The sequence below is a fragment of the Streptomyces sp. NPDC086787 genome (assembly GCF_044745865.1).
Classification (GTDB): domain Bacteria; phylum Actinomycetota; class Actinomycetes; order Streptomycetales; family Streptomycetaceae; genus Streptomyces.
The window spans coordinates 142,089-157,452 of the sequence record NZ_JBIVBC010000001.1; the positions used below are offsets into that span (position 1 = coordinate 142,089).

Consider the following 15,364-nt stretch of genomic DNA (forward strand, 5'->3'; position numbering starts at 1 on the left):
TGGCCACATGAACGCCACCCAACACACAGCCCCCATCAACATCGTTGATCTTTTTGCTGGTTGCGGTGGCTTCACTCAAGGATTCCACGAATTTCGACCGAATGGTATCGATTCGTCTGTTTTCCGCACCGTGGCAGCCGTGGAGCATGACGTTGCCGCCGCCAGTACTTACGCTCTGAATTTTGCGGACGAGGCGGGTGGTGTCGGTCATATCCATGCGAAGGACATCGAGGACTGGCAGCCCGATGCGCATGAAGTTCAAGCGGAGGTGATCCTCGGCGGACCACCTTGCCAAGGATTTTCCGGGCTCGGGAAGGAGGATGAGAGTGATCCGCGTAACAAGTTGTGGCAGGAGTATGCGCGAGTCGTAAATGAGATCAAGCCGAAGCTTTTTATTGTCGAGAATGTCGATCGCTTTCTGCGATCGCCTGAGTTTGCTCTGCTGCATGCCGCGACCGAAAAGCCCGACGGGATGCTGCGGGACTACATGGTGGTACGGCATTCCGTTCTGAATGCAGCAGACTACGGAGTGCCGCAGGCCAGACGCCGCGCCATTGTTGTGGCTGTGCGTCGCGATCTCAAGGACTTGGCCACCTTGGACTATCCTGCGCCGACCCATGTCAAGAAAGCCGGCGAGTTTCTTCCCGGAGCAGGGCCGGAGAAGTGGGTTGCAGTGGGTCCGGAGATCTTTGACCGTACACCTGGAGAGACACTCACGACGGAACTTCCCGAAGGCAGGACCTGTGATCCGCTGAAGACCACTCTTCCCGGAGCCTTTCTTACGACGGACCTGCACTTCGGTCGGAACCCGACTGAGCTGTCGAAGATGCGTTACAGGGCAATTCCGGAGGGCGGAAATCGTCACGACCTCCCTCCGGAACTTTCCACGGAGAAGTGGTTGGCCCACAGGACGGGCTCTCACGATGTGATGGGGCGGATGTATTGGGATCGGCCTTCAGTGACAATCAGGACCGAATTCTACAAGCCCGAAAAGGGGCGGTATCTCCACCCGCGAGAGCATCGTCCGATCACTCACTATGAGGCAGCCCTCATCCAGGGATTCCCGCCCGGCTTCAAATGGAGTGGCAGCAAGATTCAAATCGGTAGGCAGATCGGGAACGCGGTGCCAGTCGGCCTGTCCAGAGCCCTGGCAGGAATGGTGTACAGGGCACTCAGGGGCTGATGGACCTCTCGTCATCCTCTTCCCCCGGTTCTTTGCCGCGCACCGGCGCCGTCTCGAAGAGTCGCTCGAACCAGTCGGTCAGTCGTTGCACGGAACGAAATGGAACACTGCCGTCAACGGGTCCTTGAGGAAGACTTGTCGGGTTCCAGACGGGATCTGATTCCACGGATTCAATCCACTGCCTCAGAGCTTCGTAGTCCCTGGGCTCGTCCGGTGCGATCACTTCGTAGACCAATGTGCTGCCGGCGGACCCGGCCGCCTTCACGAGACCGTTGACGTCCCGTCCGGTCCTCACCATGCCTTTCTCAAGAAGTTCGATCAGGGCCTGGGCAGTCGGGCGGTGGTTGTTCATGTCCAGGCGAAGAGCCGTGTTGAGTACGTCCTGGTTGCTGCAGGCGGTGACCACTGGACGATAGTCCTCACCGTCGCGAAAGAGTTCGGCGGCCCACCAGAGGCGAGAGAAGCACTGAATGTCCCATCGGCCGCTGAACCGTGCAGCCTGTCCCACCGCGACTCGACCGTTCTTCTCCTGGCCCCATCGCCAACGCACGTAGTCCGGGGCGACTCGAAGCGCGATGAAGTTCCACAGGCTCGAGTCGGCGGCTTCGGCGCGAGTCAACCGCAGGGTGTAGTGGAGGCGGGGGGCGAGCCATGCATCCGACACCGTTGGACGCTCGGATGCGAATCGCTCCATCGCCTCATCCACGAGCGAGCGCAGCTCGTCGGTGCTCCAACGGGGCGAATCGTCAAGAGGATCAACGGAGTTGCTGATCAGCGTCGCCTGCGGCAGTGGGGCACCGTTGACGACGCTTGGGGTCAGCACCTTGTTGGCAACGGAATCGGGGATCCTCCCCATTTTCTCGGGAACTTCGATCCTGCTACCCATGGTCACAGAGCCTCCCTCTTGTTCGCCATGCGGCGCAGGTCGCGCAGAGCGGTTGATACCTTTCTGGGTTTGCGGGACTGCACTCCGGAGCCATGCATCAAGCGCCGTTGCAGGTCAGTACCGTTCTCGCCCTCGGCACGGGCCTGAACCAAAGCGATCAGCGCCTCGTCGGGCGAGAGCTCCGGGTACAGATCCGGGACCATGCGTCGGAGTACATCCTCGTGCCACCCGCCAGGCCACTGAGGTTCGCCCTCGGCCATGTCACAGGCGTAGATTGCAGCATTGAACATGGCGCTCCACGCCTCAGAAGCGACTTGGGAGGCCATGATTTCGCGTACGAGCTTCTGCTCGGCGGTCGATGCGTTTTCCAGCACGCCGCGAAGCCCGTCCACCGAGGAGTTGAGGAGGAGCACGGGTTCCCCTGCTTCCGAATCGACCAGCCAGGGGTCGTCGCGGTACTCCTTGAGGTGATCGTGCTCCGTGAAGTCGATCCACCGAATCTTCATGGAGCGCTCAGAAGCGGGCACCTTGGTTTCGAAGTCAATGTCCCATGCTGCTTCCGGGACACCGATGATCCGCCCTTCAACGTCCTCGACCGTGGCCACGATGCCGGCTGTCACCTGACTGCGCCCCACGTGTTCGTCGCGCCTCAACTCGACATCGCCACCCCATTTTCCGTCACCCTTTGGGAGCAAGGGGAAAGCCTGGTAGACGTTGGTCCGCCGGTTGGTCAGGATGGCAACGCATTTGAGGTTCTCCCATGGGCCGGCCACTAGCTCTGCGCCGTCGGTGCCAACGGTGACGCTGAGCCTTACCTCGGCCCACTTCTGGGTGGTTTCGTCGAGGTCGTCGAGAGCCACGACTTGAGCGCGATCATTGATTCTCTCCAGCCTGATCGGCTTGTTGTCGACAAAAAGCCTCTCGATACGGAGAGTTACGTCACTGCCGAGTACTTGATACGGGAAGACCGACTTCACGAGAGTTCCTCCTTTGCTCGGCGTATGTCGACCATCACCTGCGACATGGCTGCAGACACTGGGTGACTGGAGCTGTCGGTCACTCCGCGAAATTTGCCTTGAGTCGCTCCATCGCGAAAAGCAAGATTTCCGTGCGGTGTCAACTCACAGCCATCCAGCGGAACTAGCTTCTGCCACGCGACACTGACAGGGCCGGAGGAACGTGTGAGGAATCGAGGGACGGCCGCGAGCACCCATGGCTCATCTCGGCCGGGCAGCCTCACCGTGACCGTGACATCCCATGCCCCGGTACCATCGATGCTTCCGCTGATGGCCTTCACGGTGGGAAAACCCTGCGTGCGTCCCACCTTGGGCGGATCAAGCCGGAGCAACTCGCGGAGAACTTCCGGCCCTTCCTCCTGAGATGCCTCGTCGGTCTGACTGCGGAGAAGCTCTCGAATCCGCTGTTCCGCAGTCCTCTTGAAATCTATGATCCTCTGGCGAGCGCCGCGTTCGTATGTCGCCGTGAGGTCTTCGGTGCCTTCCCAGTCGTTGTGATCCGGCGGTTCGGCGGTGCGCAGAAGTTGCTCGGCGGCTTCGGCGTCCGGTGTCCCGCTGCGTGTTGCTGTTCCAGCGAGCAGCACGGCCTGGAAAGGGCGGTGCCCGAGCGGGAGGTCACCGACTCTTTTGTACTTCACCACCATGCGGGTTGCGCGCATGTAGGCGATACTGTCGGGTTGTTCGTCTTTGTCGTCGTCGTCGGACGGAGTGATGAGTAGCACGGCGTCGTGGACTCCAGGGTCCCCGGCCCTGAGATCGTCCTTGCGCCGGCGCAGCTCCAGAGGAACCGTGGTCTGCAACACCTGGTTGCGTTCGGTCAGTTCCTCGACCGTCTCTCCGTCGAGGAATGCTTGAACTGCTCGTGAGCGTGCGGGCTGGTGGGCATGCGGGTCGATGAACTCCTCAGCTCTCACGGCCTGTCCGTTCCGGTAGGCCGCCACCGAGGCACGCAACTTGGCCTCTTCCTGCCTACCGCCGACCATCGAGGCCCAGAAGTTCCGCGCGAGGCTGGACACCAAGCGCTCGTGCATGTCCTCGAGGTCCTCGGTCTCACCCGATCCGTCGTAGGCGCCGACGACCAGGAAGCTCGTACCGGGAGCCTGGTCGTAGCGTTCCAGATGGAGGGACACCGCTGCCTGTTCGTCGCCCCACCAGGACTGTGCCGTGTTCTGACGTTCGGGGGCGACAATGCCGAACCAACCCGGCCCGGCGTATTCGACGTTGTCGAGCGTGTGCCAAGGGAGTTCGAGCCGTCCGGCCATGCGGCGCTGCGTTCGTCCGCCTTCGGCCACCGACAAGGTGCTGTTCACCAGGACCAGGCCGAACCTACTGGTGGCCCACAGCGCGGCCTTTCCGAGGCCGTACGAACCACCCTGTGAACCTGCCTTCCCGCTGTCCAGGGTTCGGCGGACGACACGCGCGAATCGCCCGTCGTCGAATTCTGGCCCGGTCAGCCCGGTCGCGTTGTAGTCGTCCACCCTGAGCAGGACGAGTCGCTCCGTCCGCTCCAGTTCCTGAAGTCCGTCGCGCAGCACCCGCCCCACTTTTTGCCGTACGTCTGCGGCCGCAGAAATGTGCCTCTCGATCGAATCCCAGTCGAGGGCCGTCATGAAGTCCTGGAGGTGGCGACCGGTCAGCTCGTGCAGTGTGTATCGGACGATTACGGGTGCGGAGCCGGGAAGTTGCTCGTCCAGACTGTTCTGGGTCGCCTCGCGCGCCAGCACGTCCAGGCTCGGTGAGAAGGCGAATGTAGCCGCGTTCCCACCCTCACGACCGCCATCCTCGGGTGCCACCCTGAAGACCCACTTGACGTCGTTGGACGCAGCCAGCGGCGTCCGACGGCTGACCGCGTCCTCTATGTCGACGTCCAGGGCCGCGGCGATGGCCGCGATCTTCTCGTAGCGCGGCTCGGATCGACCGTTGACCCATCCGTTCACGGCGGCCCCCGTGACTCCAGTGAGTTCGGCGAGCCTCTTCTGGCTCATGCCCCGCTGGACCAGCATGTCACCGAGCCACTCGTTGAAGTCCTTCATGATCCCCCTCCCCGCCAAGGTGAAAGTTAATCGATGCTGATCGAGTTAACTTCCCTTAAGGTGTATCGGACATATGGTGCATATTGGAGTCACCCGAGTGGAGTAATCGGGTGCGGTGTGGCACCCTAGCATGGGTCAACGACGGCCGTGCAGGCCCTTGTTCTCGCATTTCTGTTCTACGCAAGGCCGGTTGGGCTGCTACGATGCAAAATCGTCACCCCGCGGGTCTCGAGGTGTCCCTCCTACAGTTCAGCGCGTCAGTGTCACGCGGGTCGCGCGGCTGCTTTCCGCACCCCGTGTCGGGGTTGCCCGTCAGTGCCGCGACGGCTCCGTCCTCACAGTTCAATCCCTCGGTCGCCCGACCGACCCTGGAATCATGGAGGTTCCGTGCATCCGAAGCGCCGTCAGATCTTTGCGGAGTTCCCTGCGGGCAAGTCCTTCTCGGTGGAGTTCATCATCAGCGGATCGGCCACCATCGCGCGGGTCGCGTCGGGTTCGGACGAGATCAGCCTTGGCGTCAGCGACGTTCCCGACGGTTTCGACGACGAGGGTTCCGCTTCAGGTGAGCACTCCTGATTTGCTGTAGCAATGCCTGTCTTCCATCGATATTGCCGGGTGAGGTGATTCGATGGAAGATTGTTTGCTTGTGCTAATTTGCCACCTTGGGTGGGGCTGGCGACTGGCTACGTTCGTCGCCGTCTGGCAAACGTCGAATCGTCGAGCGACGCGTTCGGTGAATCGGATGGCATGTGGCTTCAAGTCCGGCTGGGGTCTTGGCGCTTGTGGTTTCCGGCGTCCCTCCTGGCTTGAGCCACGGACAGGGCGATCCGTTCCGCAGGCTCGTGCTCCCAGAATCGCAGGACGGTCCACCCCTCGGCTGTTAGGTGTGCGGTCGTCTCGCGGTCGCGAGCCATGTTCCTGTCCAGCTTGGTGCGCCACCATTCGGCGTTCGCCTTGGGTCGGGTCGCGTGTTCGGGGCAGCCGTGCCAGAAGCAGCCATCCAGGAAGACGGCGATCTTGGTCTTGGTGAAGGCGATGTCGATCGTGCGGCGGGACATGCCGGGGACGCGCATGTTCACTCGGTAGCGCAGGCCGGCAGCGTGCAGGAGGCGACGGACTGCGATCTCGGGTGCCGTGTCACGGGAGCCTTGTCGACTCATGCGGGCGGACACGGCGGGGGAGGAGGGGATGGCATCCGACACAGGAGCATTCTGCCGGCGTGCTCGAAATTGTGGTGGGCGGGCGGTATTCACCTGGAGTCCTGGGCCTGAGGCATTCGGTCGGCGCCGCACTCACTCGTAGAAGTGTCAGCGGCGGGCGTGCCGCCGCTGACCAAGCTGAAGCAGGGCAGAATCACTTGTTGCTGGGGCGGGCGGAGCGCTGCCTGCTCGTCACCCGCCGTGGCACTCTTCGTAGACCCGCCCCGACCCGCACCAACACCCCGCCCCCCGCTGCGGCGGCCAAGCCGCAGCCCGCCCCCGGGCCGCCAGTGTTGTCGCGTACTGCGGGAGCAGGGAGGTGTCCTGGGGGGACGAGCCTTCTGAGGCGGCGAAGGCTTCGTAGGAGGGGACTGTGCCGGTCACGATGCCGAGGTTGGGGGTGCCTGAGGAGGCCAGTTCGCGCAGGGAGGTCTCTATGGTCGACAGGTGTTGCTCGTGGGAGGGGTACTCGGCCGCGAGCGAGGGGTACGAACCGGTCAGTTCGGTCAGTTCGGTTTCCGACCAGTGCAGGACGGCGACCGGGAAGGGGCGGGAGAGGGCCGTGCGGTAGGTGCCGAGTTCCGCTCGGAGGCGGGAGATCTCGGCCTTCAGTTCGGCCGGGTTGTCCGAGCCGAGGGACCACACCCGCTTGGGGTCGTGCAGTTCGTCCAGCGGTACCGGTGAGGCGTGCAGGGTGTCCGCCAGGGTGTCCCAGGCGTCGTGCGGCAGGCCCAGCATGCGGCGGACGCGGTGGCGGCCGAAGAGGACGGGGTGGGTGGCGAAGGGGGTTTCCGGGGCGTCGGTGAGGAGCAGGGTCGCCGCCTCCGTGAACGTCTCCTGTGCCGCCTCCAGTTCGTCGTGGGACTCCAGGGCCTCGGCCACGATCACCCAGGGGGCGGGGTCCCGGGGGGCGGACGCGCGGACTCCGTCGATGATCGCGCGGGCCTCGGCCTCGTGGCCGTACTCCCAGAGGTTCGAGGCCTTCAGGGCCCGTACCAGGTGGGGGTTCTCCAGGCCGTCGGGGGAGGAGAGCAGACGGTCGTAGAGCGCGGTCGCGGCGGGGCGGTCACCGGACAGTTCCAGGTGGGCCGCGGACTGGAGCAACAGGGCCTCGGCGTCCTCGGGATACAGGCCGGCGGTCCGCTCCAGGCGTGCCGCTTCGGCGGTGTGGTCGACGTTCTCGGCAGGCGTGTCGGGGCGCATGGGGGACACCGTACTGCCGACCGGCCTCGACGTGGGTGCCTGGCTCTGGTGACTTGGCGTCGCGGGTTCTATCGTGCGGTCGGCCTGTGAGGGGGTGTTCCTGTGCGCGCTTCCGGCGTTCGTGTGGTGCATCACGGTATTCGGCGGAGGCGTGCCCGGCGGCTGCGGGTGGTGTGGACCGGGGGTGAGGTCCTCGTCACCGTCGGTGTCGTACTCCTGCTGCTCGTCGTGCACCAGTTGTGGTGGACCAACTTGCAGGCCAGGCGGGGGGCCGAGCGAAAGGTGGAGGCGCTGGAGCGGGAGTGGAAGTGGAGGGGCGGTGGCTCCGGTTCCTCCGGGAGCCCTGCTTCCGGGGGCCTTGATTCTTCGGGCTCTTCTTCCTCCTCTTCCTCGACCTCCTCTTCGTCTTCCCTGCCCCGTACGGGAGTCGGCGGCTCGGCGCGGTCGTACGAGGGTGATCCCGGTACCTCCCGCGCCTACGCCGTCCTCGTCGTCCCGCGTCTCGGGCTGCGTGTGCCGGTCGCCGAGGGGGTCGGTAAGCGGGACGTTCTCAACAAGGGGTACGTCGGTCATTACCCCGGCACCCAACAGCCGGGCCAGGCCGGTAACTTCGCGGTCGCGGGGCATCGGAACACCCACGGCGAGCCCTTCCGGTACCTGCCTCGGCTGCGGGTGAAGGACACCGTCGAGGTCGAGACCGGGGCGGCGACGTACACGTATGTCGTCGACCAGGTTCTGCCGCAGACTTCGTCACGCGACTCCGGGGTCGTACGCGCCGTGCCGCGATCGCTCGTCAAACCCGGCTACGGGTACAGGAGCCCCGGCCACTACCTCACCCTCACCACCTGCACCCCGGAGTTCACGTCCAAGTACCGGCTGGTGGTGTGGGGGAAGCTGGCCTCCGTGCGGCCTCGGGCGTAGGTGCTTTCCGCGCCTGCGGGAGTCTCCGTGCCCATGGGTGTCTCCGTGCCTGTGCGAGTCTCCCGTCACGCCCGCTCCCGCAACGCCACCACGCTCACCGCACCCACCACGGCCAGCGCCGCCGACACCACGATCGCCACGTTCGTGCCCTGGCCGAGGCCGCCGGAGGAGGAGGTGGCGAGGGCGATGGTCAGGGCCACGCCCGCGCAGGACCCGATGTAGCGGAGGGTCTGCTGGGCGCCCGATCCCATCGCCGCCCGCTCCAGCGGGACCGACTCGACCGCAAGCAGGGGCAGGGCCGCGTTCAGCAGGCCGCTACCGATGCCGCCCAGGACGAAGCCCGGCAGCAGGCGGGTCCAGGAACCCGCGTCCAGGCCGCCCAGCATGGTCAGCGCGCCCGCCGCGTGCAGCAGGAAGCCCGTCGCCAGCTGCCAGCGGGGTGCCACCCGGCCTGCCAGGCGCTTCGCCTGGAGGGCCACCGCGAAGGAGAGGCCGGACCACAGCAGCACCAGCCACGCCGTGTCCAGGGGCGACAGGCCCAGCGTCCGCTGCATCAGGGCCGGGACGTAGCTGAACAGGCCGATCACCGTCAGGCCGGTGAACAGGCCGCCCGCGGAGGATGCCAGGAAGCGGCGGCTGCGCAGCAGGCGCAGGTCGATCATGGGGGTGCGGACTCGCCGTTCCACCAGCGCGAACGCACCGAACAGCAGCACCGACGCGGCCAGCAGCAGCATGATCGGCGCCCGCAGCCAGCCGTCCCGGCCCAGGGTCAGCGCGGCGACCAGCGCGACCAGTGCCAGTCCGAAGGTGAGGGCTCCGGCGGTGTCCGGCCGGCCGCCCCTCGGTGCCCGGGACTCCGGCAGCCGGCCCACGCCAAGTCCGGCCACCACCAGCGTCGCCGCGCCCAGGAGGAGGTACGCCGTCCGCCAGCTCGGCAGTGACGCGGCGACCAGCGGGCCGACCGCGATGCCGCCGCTCACGAAGGCGCCCCACACGCCGGTCGCGTGCAGTCGGCCGCGCGGGGTCGGGAAGGCCGCCACCAGCAGGCCCAGACTGCTCGCCAGGATCGCCGCGCTCGCCGCGCCCTGCGCGACACGGGCCAGGGTGAAGGCCCAGGTCGACGTGGCCAGGCCGCCCAGGGCCGTGGTCAGGCCCAGCGCCACGGCACCGGACAGGAAGACGCGGCGGCGGCCGTAGTCGTCGGCGAGGCTGCCGGCCACCAGGAGCAGGGCGGCGAGGCCGAGGGGTGTGCCGTTCAGCAGCCACGCCTGCGCGGAGAGCGGGGTGTGCAGGGCCGCCGCGGTGTCCGGCAGCGTGACCGCCGGGGCTGTGTACGTCATCAGTGCCACCGCCGTCGCGGCGCTGGTCAGGGCGAGGGTGGCCCGGGCGTGCGGCGGCGTCCCCGTCGTGGCCGCGGGTGCGGCGGCCTTCGTCCGCTCCAAGGTGCGTTCATTGAACTTAGGCATGGGTGTACCGTAACACTGTTGGTTCGGTGATTGAACCCAAGCGTCGGAAAGTGGCTAAGGTGGGCGCCATGGCACTGGGCAAGGACTACGCGACTCAGGAGTGCTCGATCGCCCGGGCACTGGAGATCGTCGGCGAGCGCTGGACGCTCCTGATCGTCCGCGACGCGCTCTACGGCGTCCGGCGCTACAACGACTTCCTCGTCCACCTCGGCATCCCGCGCGCCGTGCTCTCCGGCCGGCTGAAGACGCTCACCGAGCAGGGGATCCTGGAGAAGCGCCGGTACCAGGAGTCGCCGCCGCGCGACGAGTACGTCATCACCGACCGGGGCATCACCCTGTGGCCGGTGCTGCGCTCGCTCGGCCTGTGGGGGCGCGAGCACTTCTCCGGCCCCCGGCTGCGCTACTTCCGCCACGCCGACTGCGGCACCGAACTCGGCCCGTACGGCGAATGCCCCGCCTGCGCAACCGTCGTACCGGTCGCGGACGTCCTCATGGAGCCGGGCCCCGGACTGGACCCCGACCCGGCCGATCCGATCAGCCGGGCGCTGCTGGGGCCCCGGCGGCTCCTGGAGCCGCTGGAGATCGATCCGGTATAAATGGCTCCGGTGCAACCGGTGCAAAAGGCTGCGGTGCAGGGCCGGTTGGGGAGGGGGAGTCGATGATCCGCCGACAGGTCGGCGCGCGTTCCTTCGCCGTGCTGCTTCCTCTCCTGCTCAGTGTCGCTCTGCTCGACACCGGCACCCTCTCCGCCACCGTCGCCCTGGCCGCGACCGCCACGGCCTCGGCCGCGCTCGCCGTCTGCTCCGTCATCGCCGCGCGCTGCGCGCCGGTCGTCCCGCGCACCCGGGTGCGCACGGCCATCCGTGACCGCGACCGCCGTACGGCCTTCCTGCCGCAACGCGATCCCGACGCCTCGGGGCGGCAGCGGCCCCGAGCACCCGGACACGCCCTCCCGGCGACCACCGCGTAGGGCACACAGCGCACGCGCACCACAGCGCACACACGTGACCCCGCGCGGGTCGTCATGCCGCGTCACGCATCACTCGCTCCGGCACGACGAGACCCACGGAGGGCTCACCCATGTCCGTTTTCGCCAACCTGGTAGAGCGGCTCGCCGACCTGCTCCAGCCGCTCTTCCACGCCTCCGCGGCCGCCGCCGCGATCGTCCTGTTCACCGCGTTCGTACGACTGCTCGTGCATCCGCTGTCCCGGGCCGCCGCCCGTGGGCAGCGCGCCCGTGCCGCGCTCCAGCCCAAGGTCGCCGAGCTGCGGAAGAAGCACGCCAAGGATCCGGAGAGGCTCCGGAAGGCGATCCTGGAACTGCACGCGGAGCACAAGGTCGCGCCGCTGTCCGGATGCCTGCCCAGCCTTCTCCAGATGCCTGTCTTCTTTCTCCTCTACCACCTGTTCTCCAGCACGGACGGCGGCGTGGGGGGCGACGGACCGCTGTCGCACGAGCTGTTCTCCGCGCCGCTCGGCGGGCGTTGGGCCGACGCACTGGCCCACGGCGGGCTCTTCGGACAGGCGGGACTCGTGTACCTCGTGCTGTTCGTCGTCGTCGGCGCCGTCGCGACGTTCAGCTACCGCCGTACGAAGCGGATGACCGCCGACGAGGGCGGCGCGATGCCGGTGTCGGCGGCCGACGCGACTGTTCCCGGGCTCGCCGCCGTCAGCAGGCTCATGCCCTTCTCGTCGTACCTGACCCTCTTCACCGTGGCCGTGGTGCCGCTGGCCGCGGCGCTGTACGTCGTCACCAGTACGGCCTGGAGCGCGGTGGAGCGGGCGGTGCTCCACCGCTGAGGATCGCCGCCGACAGCGCCGAGCACCCGGGCGCGGCCCGGTTACGGTCCAGTACGTGAACCGGGTATTGCCGACCGGACCTCCCCCTTGGAGGATCGTCCAGCCCTCCGATGGCCGCACCCATCGGCCGGGCGTCGCGATCGAGGGAGATGGTGACCATGAAGCTGCTGCGTGTGGGTACGGCCGGAGCGGAGCGTCCCGCGCTGCTCGACACCGAGGGGATCCTGCGGGACCTGTCGGGGGTGGTGGACGACATCGACGGGACGCTGCTCGCCGACGGTGCCGCGCTCGGGCGGGTACGGGCGGCGGCCGAGTCCGGTGCGCTGCCCGCGCTGGACGCGGCGGGGTATCGGGTCGGGCCGCCGCTCGCCCGGATCGGGAAGATCGTGTGCATCGGGCTCAACTACCACGACCACGCCCGTGAAACGGGAGCCGAGACGCCCACCGAGCCCGTCGTCTTCCTCAAGGCACCGGACACGGTCGTCGGGCCGTACGACACCGTGCTCGTGCCGCGCGGCTCACGGAAGACCGACTGGGAGGTGGAGTTGGCGGTCGTGATCGGGCGCACCGCCCGCTGCCTGGAGTCGGCCGAGGCCGCGCTCGCGCATGTCGCGGGGTACACGGTGGCGCACGACGTCTCCGAGCGGGAGTTCCAGAACGAGCGGGGCGGGACCTGGGACAAGGGCAAGAACTGCGAGACGTTCAACCCGCTCGGGCCATGGCTGGTGACCGCCGACGAGGTGCCCGAACCCCAGGCCCTGCCGCTGCGGCTGTGGGTCAACGGGGAGCTGAAGCAGGACGGGACGACCGCCGAGCAGATCTTCCCGGTGGGGGAAGTCGTGCGGTACGTCAGCCGGTTCATGACCCTCTACCCGGGTGACGTCATCAACACCGGTACGCCGTCGGGGGTCGCGCTCGGGCGGCCCGACCCGAAGCCGTACCTTCGGGCCGGGGACGTCGTGGAGTTGGAGGTCGAGGGCCTCGGGCGGCAGCGGCAGGTGTTCGGGCAGGCCTGACCGTCGGCGGGTCCGCTCAGCCGGCGATCAGCCCGGCCAGCCTGCGCCACGCCTCCCGCGGCAGGCCGTCCCGCGGGCCGTCGTCGACCACCTGGAGGGCCACATGGTCCGCGCCCGCCTCGAAGAAGGCGGCCGTGCGCCTGCCGATCCGGTCCTCGTCGCCCCACGCGTACAGGGCGTCGATCAGGCGGTCGCTGCCGCCGTCGGTCAGGTCGTCCTCCGTGAAGCCCAGGCGGAGGAAGCTGTTGGTGTAGTTGGGGAGCGCGAGATACATGGCGAGGCTCTCGCGGGCCCGTGCGCGGGCGCGGGCCGGGTCGGTCTCCAGGACGACCGTCAACTCGGGCGCCAGCAGCGGGTCTTCGCCGAGGATCTCGCGGGCCTCGGCGGTGTGCTCCGGGGTGACCAGGTACGGGATCGCGCCCGCCGCCCGGTCACGGCTCAGCTCCAGGTTCTTCGGACCGAGGGCCGCCAGCACCCGGCGTCCGGCGGGGACTTCGGCCGCGTCCAGTGCGTCGAGGTAGGAGACCAGGGCCGAGTAGGGGCGGCGGTACTGCTCGGCACGCTGGGCGTGGCTCACCCCGAGGCCGAGCACGAATCGGCCGGGGTGGGCCCCCTCCAGCTCCGCGAACGCGCCGGCGCTCGCCTCGGCGTCGTACTGCCAGATGCTCTGGATGCTGGTCCCGACGGCGAGCCGGGAGGTGGCCTCCAGCACGGGTGCGGCATGCCGGGCGGTGCTGCTGCCGCCCAACCAGGCTGCGCCGTAGCCGAGTTCCTCCAACTCGGCTGCCGCTTCGGCGACTTCGGTACGGCATGCCGGGTCCTCCGAGCGGAGCCCGACACTCCAGACGCCGTACCGGCCGACCTTCTCCTTCAGGGTGCCGCTCATCGGTTCCGTTCCCTCCGGTGCCAGGCGGATGATCAACTGGTCGGTTCCAACCGGAGGGGGCCTCGGATTTAATCCCGCCGGGGTCGACGGCACCTAGGGTCTGTCGTGGATCAGGTCGCAGGATGCCGGCGGTGCGTTGTCGGCGGGGGTGTGCGTGCCGGACCCCGTGTCCGCGGCGTGATCCAAACGCCAGACCCTAGACGCGCAGGAACCGCTCCAACGCCTCCACCACGAGACGGTGGTCCTGGATCTGGGGCAGGCCGGAGACGGTGACCGTGCCGATGACACCCACGTTCGCCACGTGCACCGGGAAGGAGCCGCCGTGCGCCGCGTACACGTCGGGGTCCAGGCGGGACGACTCCTCGAACGTGGTGCCCTTGGCGCGGCAGCGGGCGCCGACGAGGTAGGAGGAGGCGCCGTAGCGCTCCACCACGCGGCGCTTGCGGCCGATCCAGGCGTCGTTGTCCGGGGTGGAACCGGGCAGCGCGGCGTGGAAGAGCTGCTGGCCGGCGCGGTGGATGTCGATGGCCACCGGCGCCTGGCGCTCCCTGGCCAGCTCGACGAGGAGCGAACCGAGGGCCCAGGCGTCGTCGTGGGTGAACTGCCGGAAGACCAGGCGCCGTTCCTGTGCCTCCAGCTCCTCCACGGACAGGGTGACCTCGGGGGCGAACCGGGGCGTCACAGCGTCACCGCCACCGCGTCGCGGGCGGAACGCCGGGCCGCCTCCAGTACGTCGAGCGCCGCGGCCGCCTCCAGTGCGGTCACCGGGTTGGGGCCGGCGCCGGTGAGGGCCGCGGCCACGGCCGTGTAGTAGGCGGGGTAGTCGCCGGGACGGGTCGGCACGGGCTCGCCGCCGCCGGTGAGCGGGGACTCCCCGGAGCCGAGGCGGCCCCACAGCGGCTCGGGCTCCGCGCCCCACCGCGGGCCGGGCCGCAGCCCCTCGCGCAGGTCGGCCTCCTGCGGGTCCAGGCCGTACTTCACATAGCCGGCGCGTGAACCGAGCACCCGGAAGCGCGGTCCGAGCTGGGCGGCCGTCGCGGAGACGTACAGATGGGAGCGGACGCCGCTCGCGTGGGTCACGGCGATGAAGGTGTCGTCGTCGGTCTCGGCGCCGGGACGGCGGACGTCGGCCTCCGCGTAGACCTGGGTGGCGGGGCCGAAGAGGACCAGGGCCTGGTCGACCACATGGCTGCCGAGGTCGTACAGCAGGCCGCCGATGTCCGCCGGGTCGCCGGACTCGCGCCAGCCGCCCTTGGGCTGCGGCCGCCACCGCTCGAAACGGGACTCGAACCGCCATACGTCGCCCAGCTCGCCGTCGGCGATCAGCGCGCGCAGGGTCAGGAAGTCGTTGTCCCAGCGGCGGTTCTGGAAGACCGAAAGCAGCAGGCCGCGCTCCTCGGCGAGCGCCGCGAGAGCACGGGCCTCGGCCGCCGTACCGGCGACCGGCTTGTCGACCACGGCCGGGAGGCCCGCCTTCAGGGCGGCGGTGGCGAGCGGGACGTGCGTCCGGTTCGGGGACGCGATGACGACCAGGTCCAGCTCGTCGGCGCGGTCGAACAGCTCGTCCGGGGTGGCGGCGAGCCGGACGCCGGGGAACTCGGCGCGCGCCTGCTCCTGCCGCTCGGGGTTCGAGGTCACCACCGTGTCCAGGGCGAGGCCCTCGGCGGCGGTGATCAACGGGGCGTGGAAGACGGAGCCCGCGAGGCCGTAGCCGATCAGGCCCACGCGGAAGGGGGTGCCAGCACTCATGCCCCC

16 protein-coding genes are annotated in these 15,364 nt (G+C 68.2%); 7 read left to right on the forward strand and 9 right to left on the reverse strand.

What is annotated here, in order from left to right; translation table 11 throughout:
* Positions 1-7: 7 nt before the first annotated feature.
* A complete protein-coding gene (locus tag ACIPK3_RS00625; protein ID WP_402565291.1) occupies positions 8-1,183 on the forward strand; it encodes a DNA cytosine methyltransferase in 1,176 nt (391 codons plus the stop codon).
* Here ACIPK3_RS00625 and ACIPK3_RS00630 read toward each other — a convergent pair.
* From ACIPK3_RS00630 to ACIPK3_RS00640, 3 genes are read right to left on the reverse strand one after another with little or no spacing between them, the layout of a single operon-like run.
* The gene (locus tag ACIPK3_RS00630; protein WP_402566826.1) at positions 1,173-2,069 is read right to left on the reverse strand and encodes a DUF6339 family protein; all 897 of its coding nucleotides are present in this window, start codon (positions 2,067-2,069) and stop codon (positions 1,173-1,175) included. The genes ACIPK3_RS00625 and ACIPK3_RS00630 overlap by 11 nt on opposite strands.
* A 2-nt stretch (positions 2,070-2,071) precedes the next feature.
* Positions 2,072-3,046 (reverse strand): hypothetical protein, encoded by a 975-nt coding sequence (locus ACIPK3_RS00635; RefSeq protein ID WP_402565293.1) that lies wholly within the window; start codon positions 3,044-3,046, stop codon positions 2,072-2,074.
* Positions 3,043-5,118 carry a helix-turn-helix domain-containing protein gene (locus ACIPK3_RS00640; RefSeq protein WP_402565295.1) on the reverse strand — a complete coding sequence of 692 codons (2,076 nt, stop codon included), beginning with the start codon at positions 5,116-5,118 and terminating at the stop codon, positions 3,043-3,045. Before ACIPK3_RS00640 ends, ACIPK3_RS00635 begins: the two co-directional genes overlap by 4 nt.
* Positions 5,119-5,505: 387 nt before the next feature.
* On the opposite strand from ACIPK3_RS00640, the gene ACIPK3_RS00645 reads away from it, so the two are divergent.
* Positions 5,506-5,694: a hypothetical protein gene (locus ACIPK3_RS00645; protein WP_402565297.1), complete on the forward strand. Its 189-nt coding sequence runs from the start codon at positions 5,506-5,508 to the stop codon at positions 5,692-5,694.
* Positions 5,695-5,873: 179 nt separating this feature from the next.
* Here ACIPK3_RS00645 and ACIPK3_RS00650 read toward each other — a convergent pair whose 3' ends face one another.
* Both ACIPK3_RS00650 and ACIPK3_RS00655 read right to left on the reverse strand, forming a co-directional pair.
* Positions 5,874-6,278 carry a very short patch repair endonuclease gene (locus ACIPK3_RS00650; RefSeq protein WP_402566827.1) on the reverse strand — a complete coding sequence of 135 codons (405 nt, stop codon included), beginning with the start codon at positions 6,276-6,278 and terminating at the stop codon, positions 5,874-5,876.
* Positions 6,279-6,509: 231 nt separating this feature from the next.
* Positions 6,510-7,520 (reverse strand): SEC-C metal-binding domain-containing protein, encoded by a 1,011-nt coding sequence (locus tag ACIPK3_RS00655; RefSeq protein ID WP_402565299.1) that lies wholly within the window; start codon positions 7,518-7,520, stop codon positions 6,510-6,512.
* A 126-nt stretch (positions 7,521-7,646) separates the two neighbouring features.
* Between ACIPK3_RS00655 and ACIPK3_RS00660 the strand changes: the two genes are divergently transcribed.
* Positions 7,647-8,441 carry a class E sortase gene (locus ACIPK3_RS00660; protein WP_402565301.1) on the forward strand — a complete coding sequence of 265 codons (795 nt, stop codon included), beginning with the start codon at positions 7,647-7,649 and terminating at the stop codon, positions 8,439-8,441.
* A 65-nt stretch (positions 8,442-8,506) separates the two neighbouring features.
* On the opposite strand, the gene ACIPK3_RS00665 is transcribed toward ACIPK3_RS00660, so the two are convergent.
* Complete coding sequence (locus tag ACIPK3_RS00665) at positions 8,507-9,907, reverse strand: MFS transporter (RefSeq protein WP_402565303.1); 1,401 nt, start codon at positions 9,905-9,907, stop codon at positions 8,507-8,509.
* A gap of 68 nt (positions 9,908-9,975) precedes the next feature.
* Here ACIPK3_RS00665 and ACIPK3_RS00670 point away from each other — a divergent pair, with 68 nt between their 5' ends.
* The 4 genes from ACIPK3_RS00670 (at position 9,976) to ACIPK3_RS00685 (ending at position 12,723) form a co-directional block, all read left to right on the forward strand.
* Positions 9,976-10,503: a winged helix-turn-helix transcriptional regulator gene (locus ACIPK3_RS00670; protein ID WP_402565305.1), complete on the forward strand. Its 528-nt coding sequence runs from the start codon at positions 9,976-9,978 to the stop codon at positions 10,501-10,503.
* A gap of 62 nt (positions 10,504-10,565) precedes the next feature.
* The gene (locus tag ACIPK3_RS00675; RefSeq protein ID WP_402565307.1) at positions 10,566-10,877 is read left to right on the forward strand and encodes a DUF6412 domain-containing protein; all 312 of its coding nucleotides are present in this window, start codon (positions 10,566-10,568) and stop codon (positions 10,875-10,877) included.
* Positions 10,878-10,987: 110 nt separating this feature from the next.
* Complete coding sequence (locus ACIPK3_RS00680) at positions 10,988-11,707, forward strand: YidC/Oxa1 family membrane protein insertase (protein WP_402565309.1); 720 nt, start codon at positions 10,988-10,990, stop codon at positions 11,705-11,707.
* A 158-nt stretch (positions 11,708-11,865) separates the two neighbouring features.
* Entirely contained in the window at positions 11,866-12,723 is an 858-nt protein-coding gene (locus ACIPK3_RS00685) for a fumarylacetoacetate hydrolase family protein (protein ID WP_402565311.1), read from the forward strand.
* Positions 12,724-12,739: 16 nt separating this feature from the next.
* Here the strand turns inward: ACIPK3_RS00685 and ACIPK3_RS00690 are convergent, their stop codons facing one another.
* The 3 genes from ACIPK3_RS00690 to ACIPK3_RS00700 form a co-directional block, all read right to left on the reverse strand.
* Positions 12,740-13,609, reverse strand: coding sequence for an LLM class F420-dependent oxidoreductase (locus ACIPK3_RS00690; protein ID WP_402565312.1), 870 nt, complete (start codon positions 13,607-13,609; stop codon positions 12,740-12,742).
* Positions 13,610-13,805: 196 nt separating this feature from the next.
* Positions 13,806-14,291 carry a heme-degrading domain-containing protein gene (locus tag ACIPK3_RS00695; RefSeq protein ID WP_402565314.1) on the reverse strand — a complete coding sequence of 162 codons (486 nt, stop codon included), beginning with the start codon at positions 14,289-14,291 and terminating at the stop codon, positions 13,806-13,808.
* Entirely contained in the window at positions 14,288-15,358 is a 1,071-nt protein-coding gene (locus ACIPK3_RS00700; protein WP_402565316.1) for a Gfo/Idh/MocA family oxidoreductase, read from the reverse strand. Before ACIPK3_RS00700 ends, ACIPK3_RS00695 begins: the two co-directional genes overlap by 4 nt.
* Positions 15,359-15,364 lie beyond the last annotated feature (6 nt).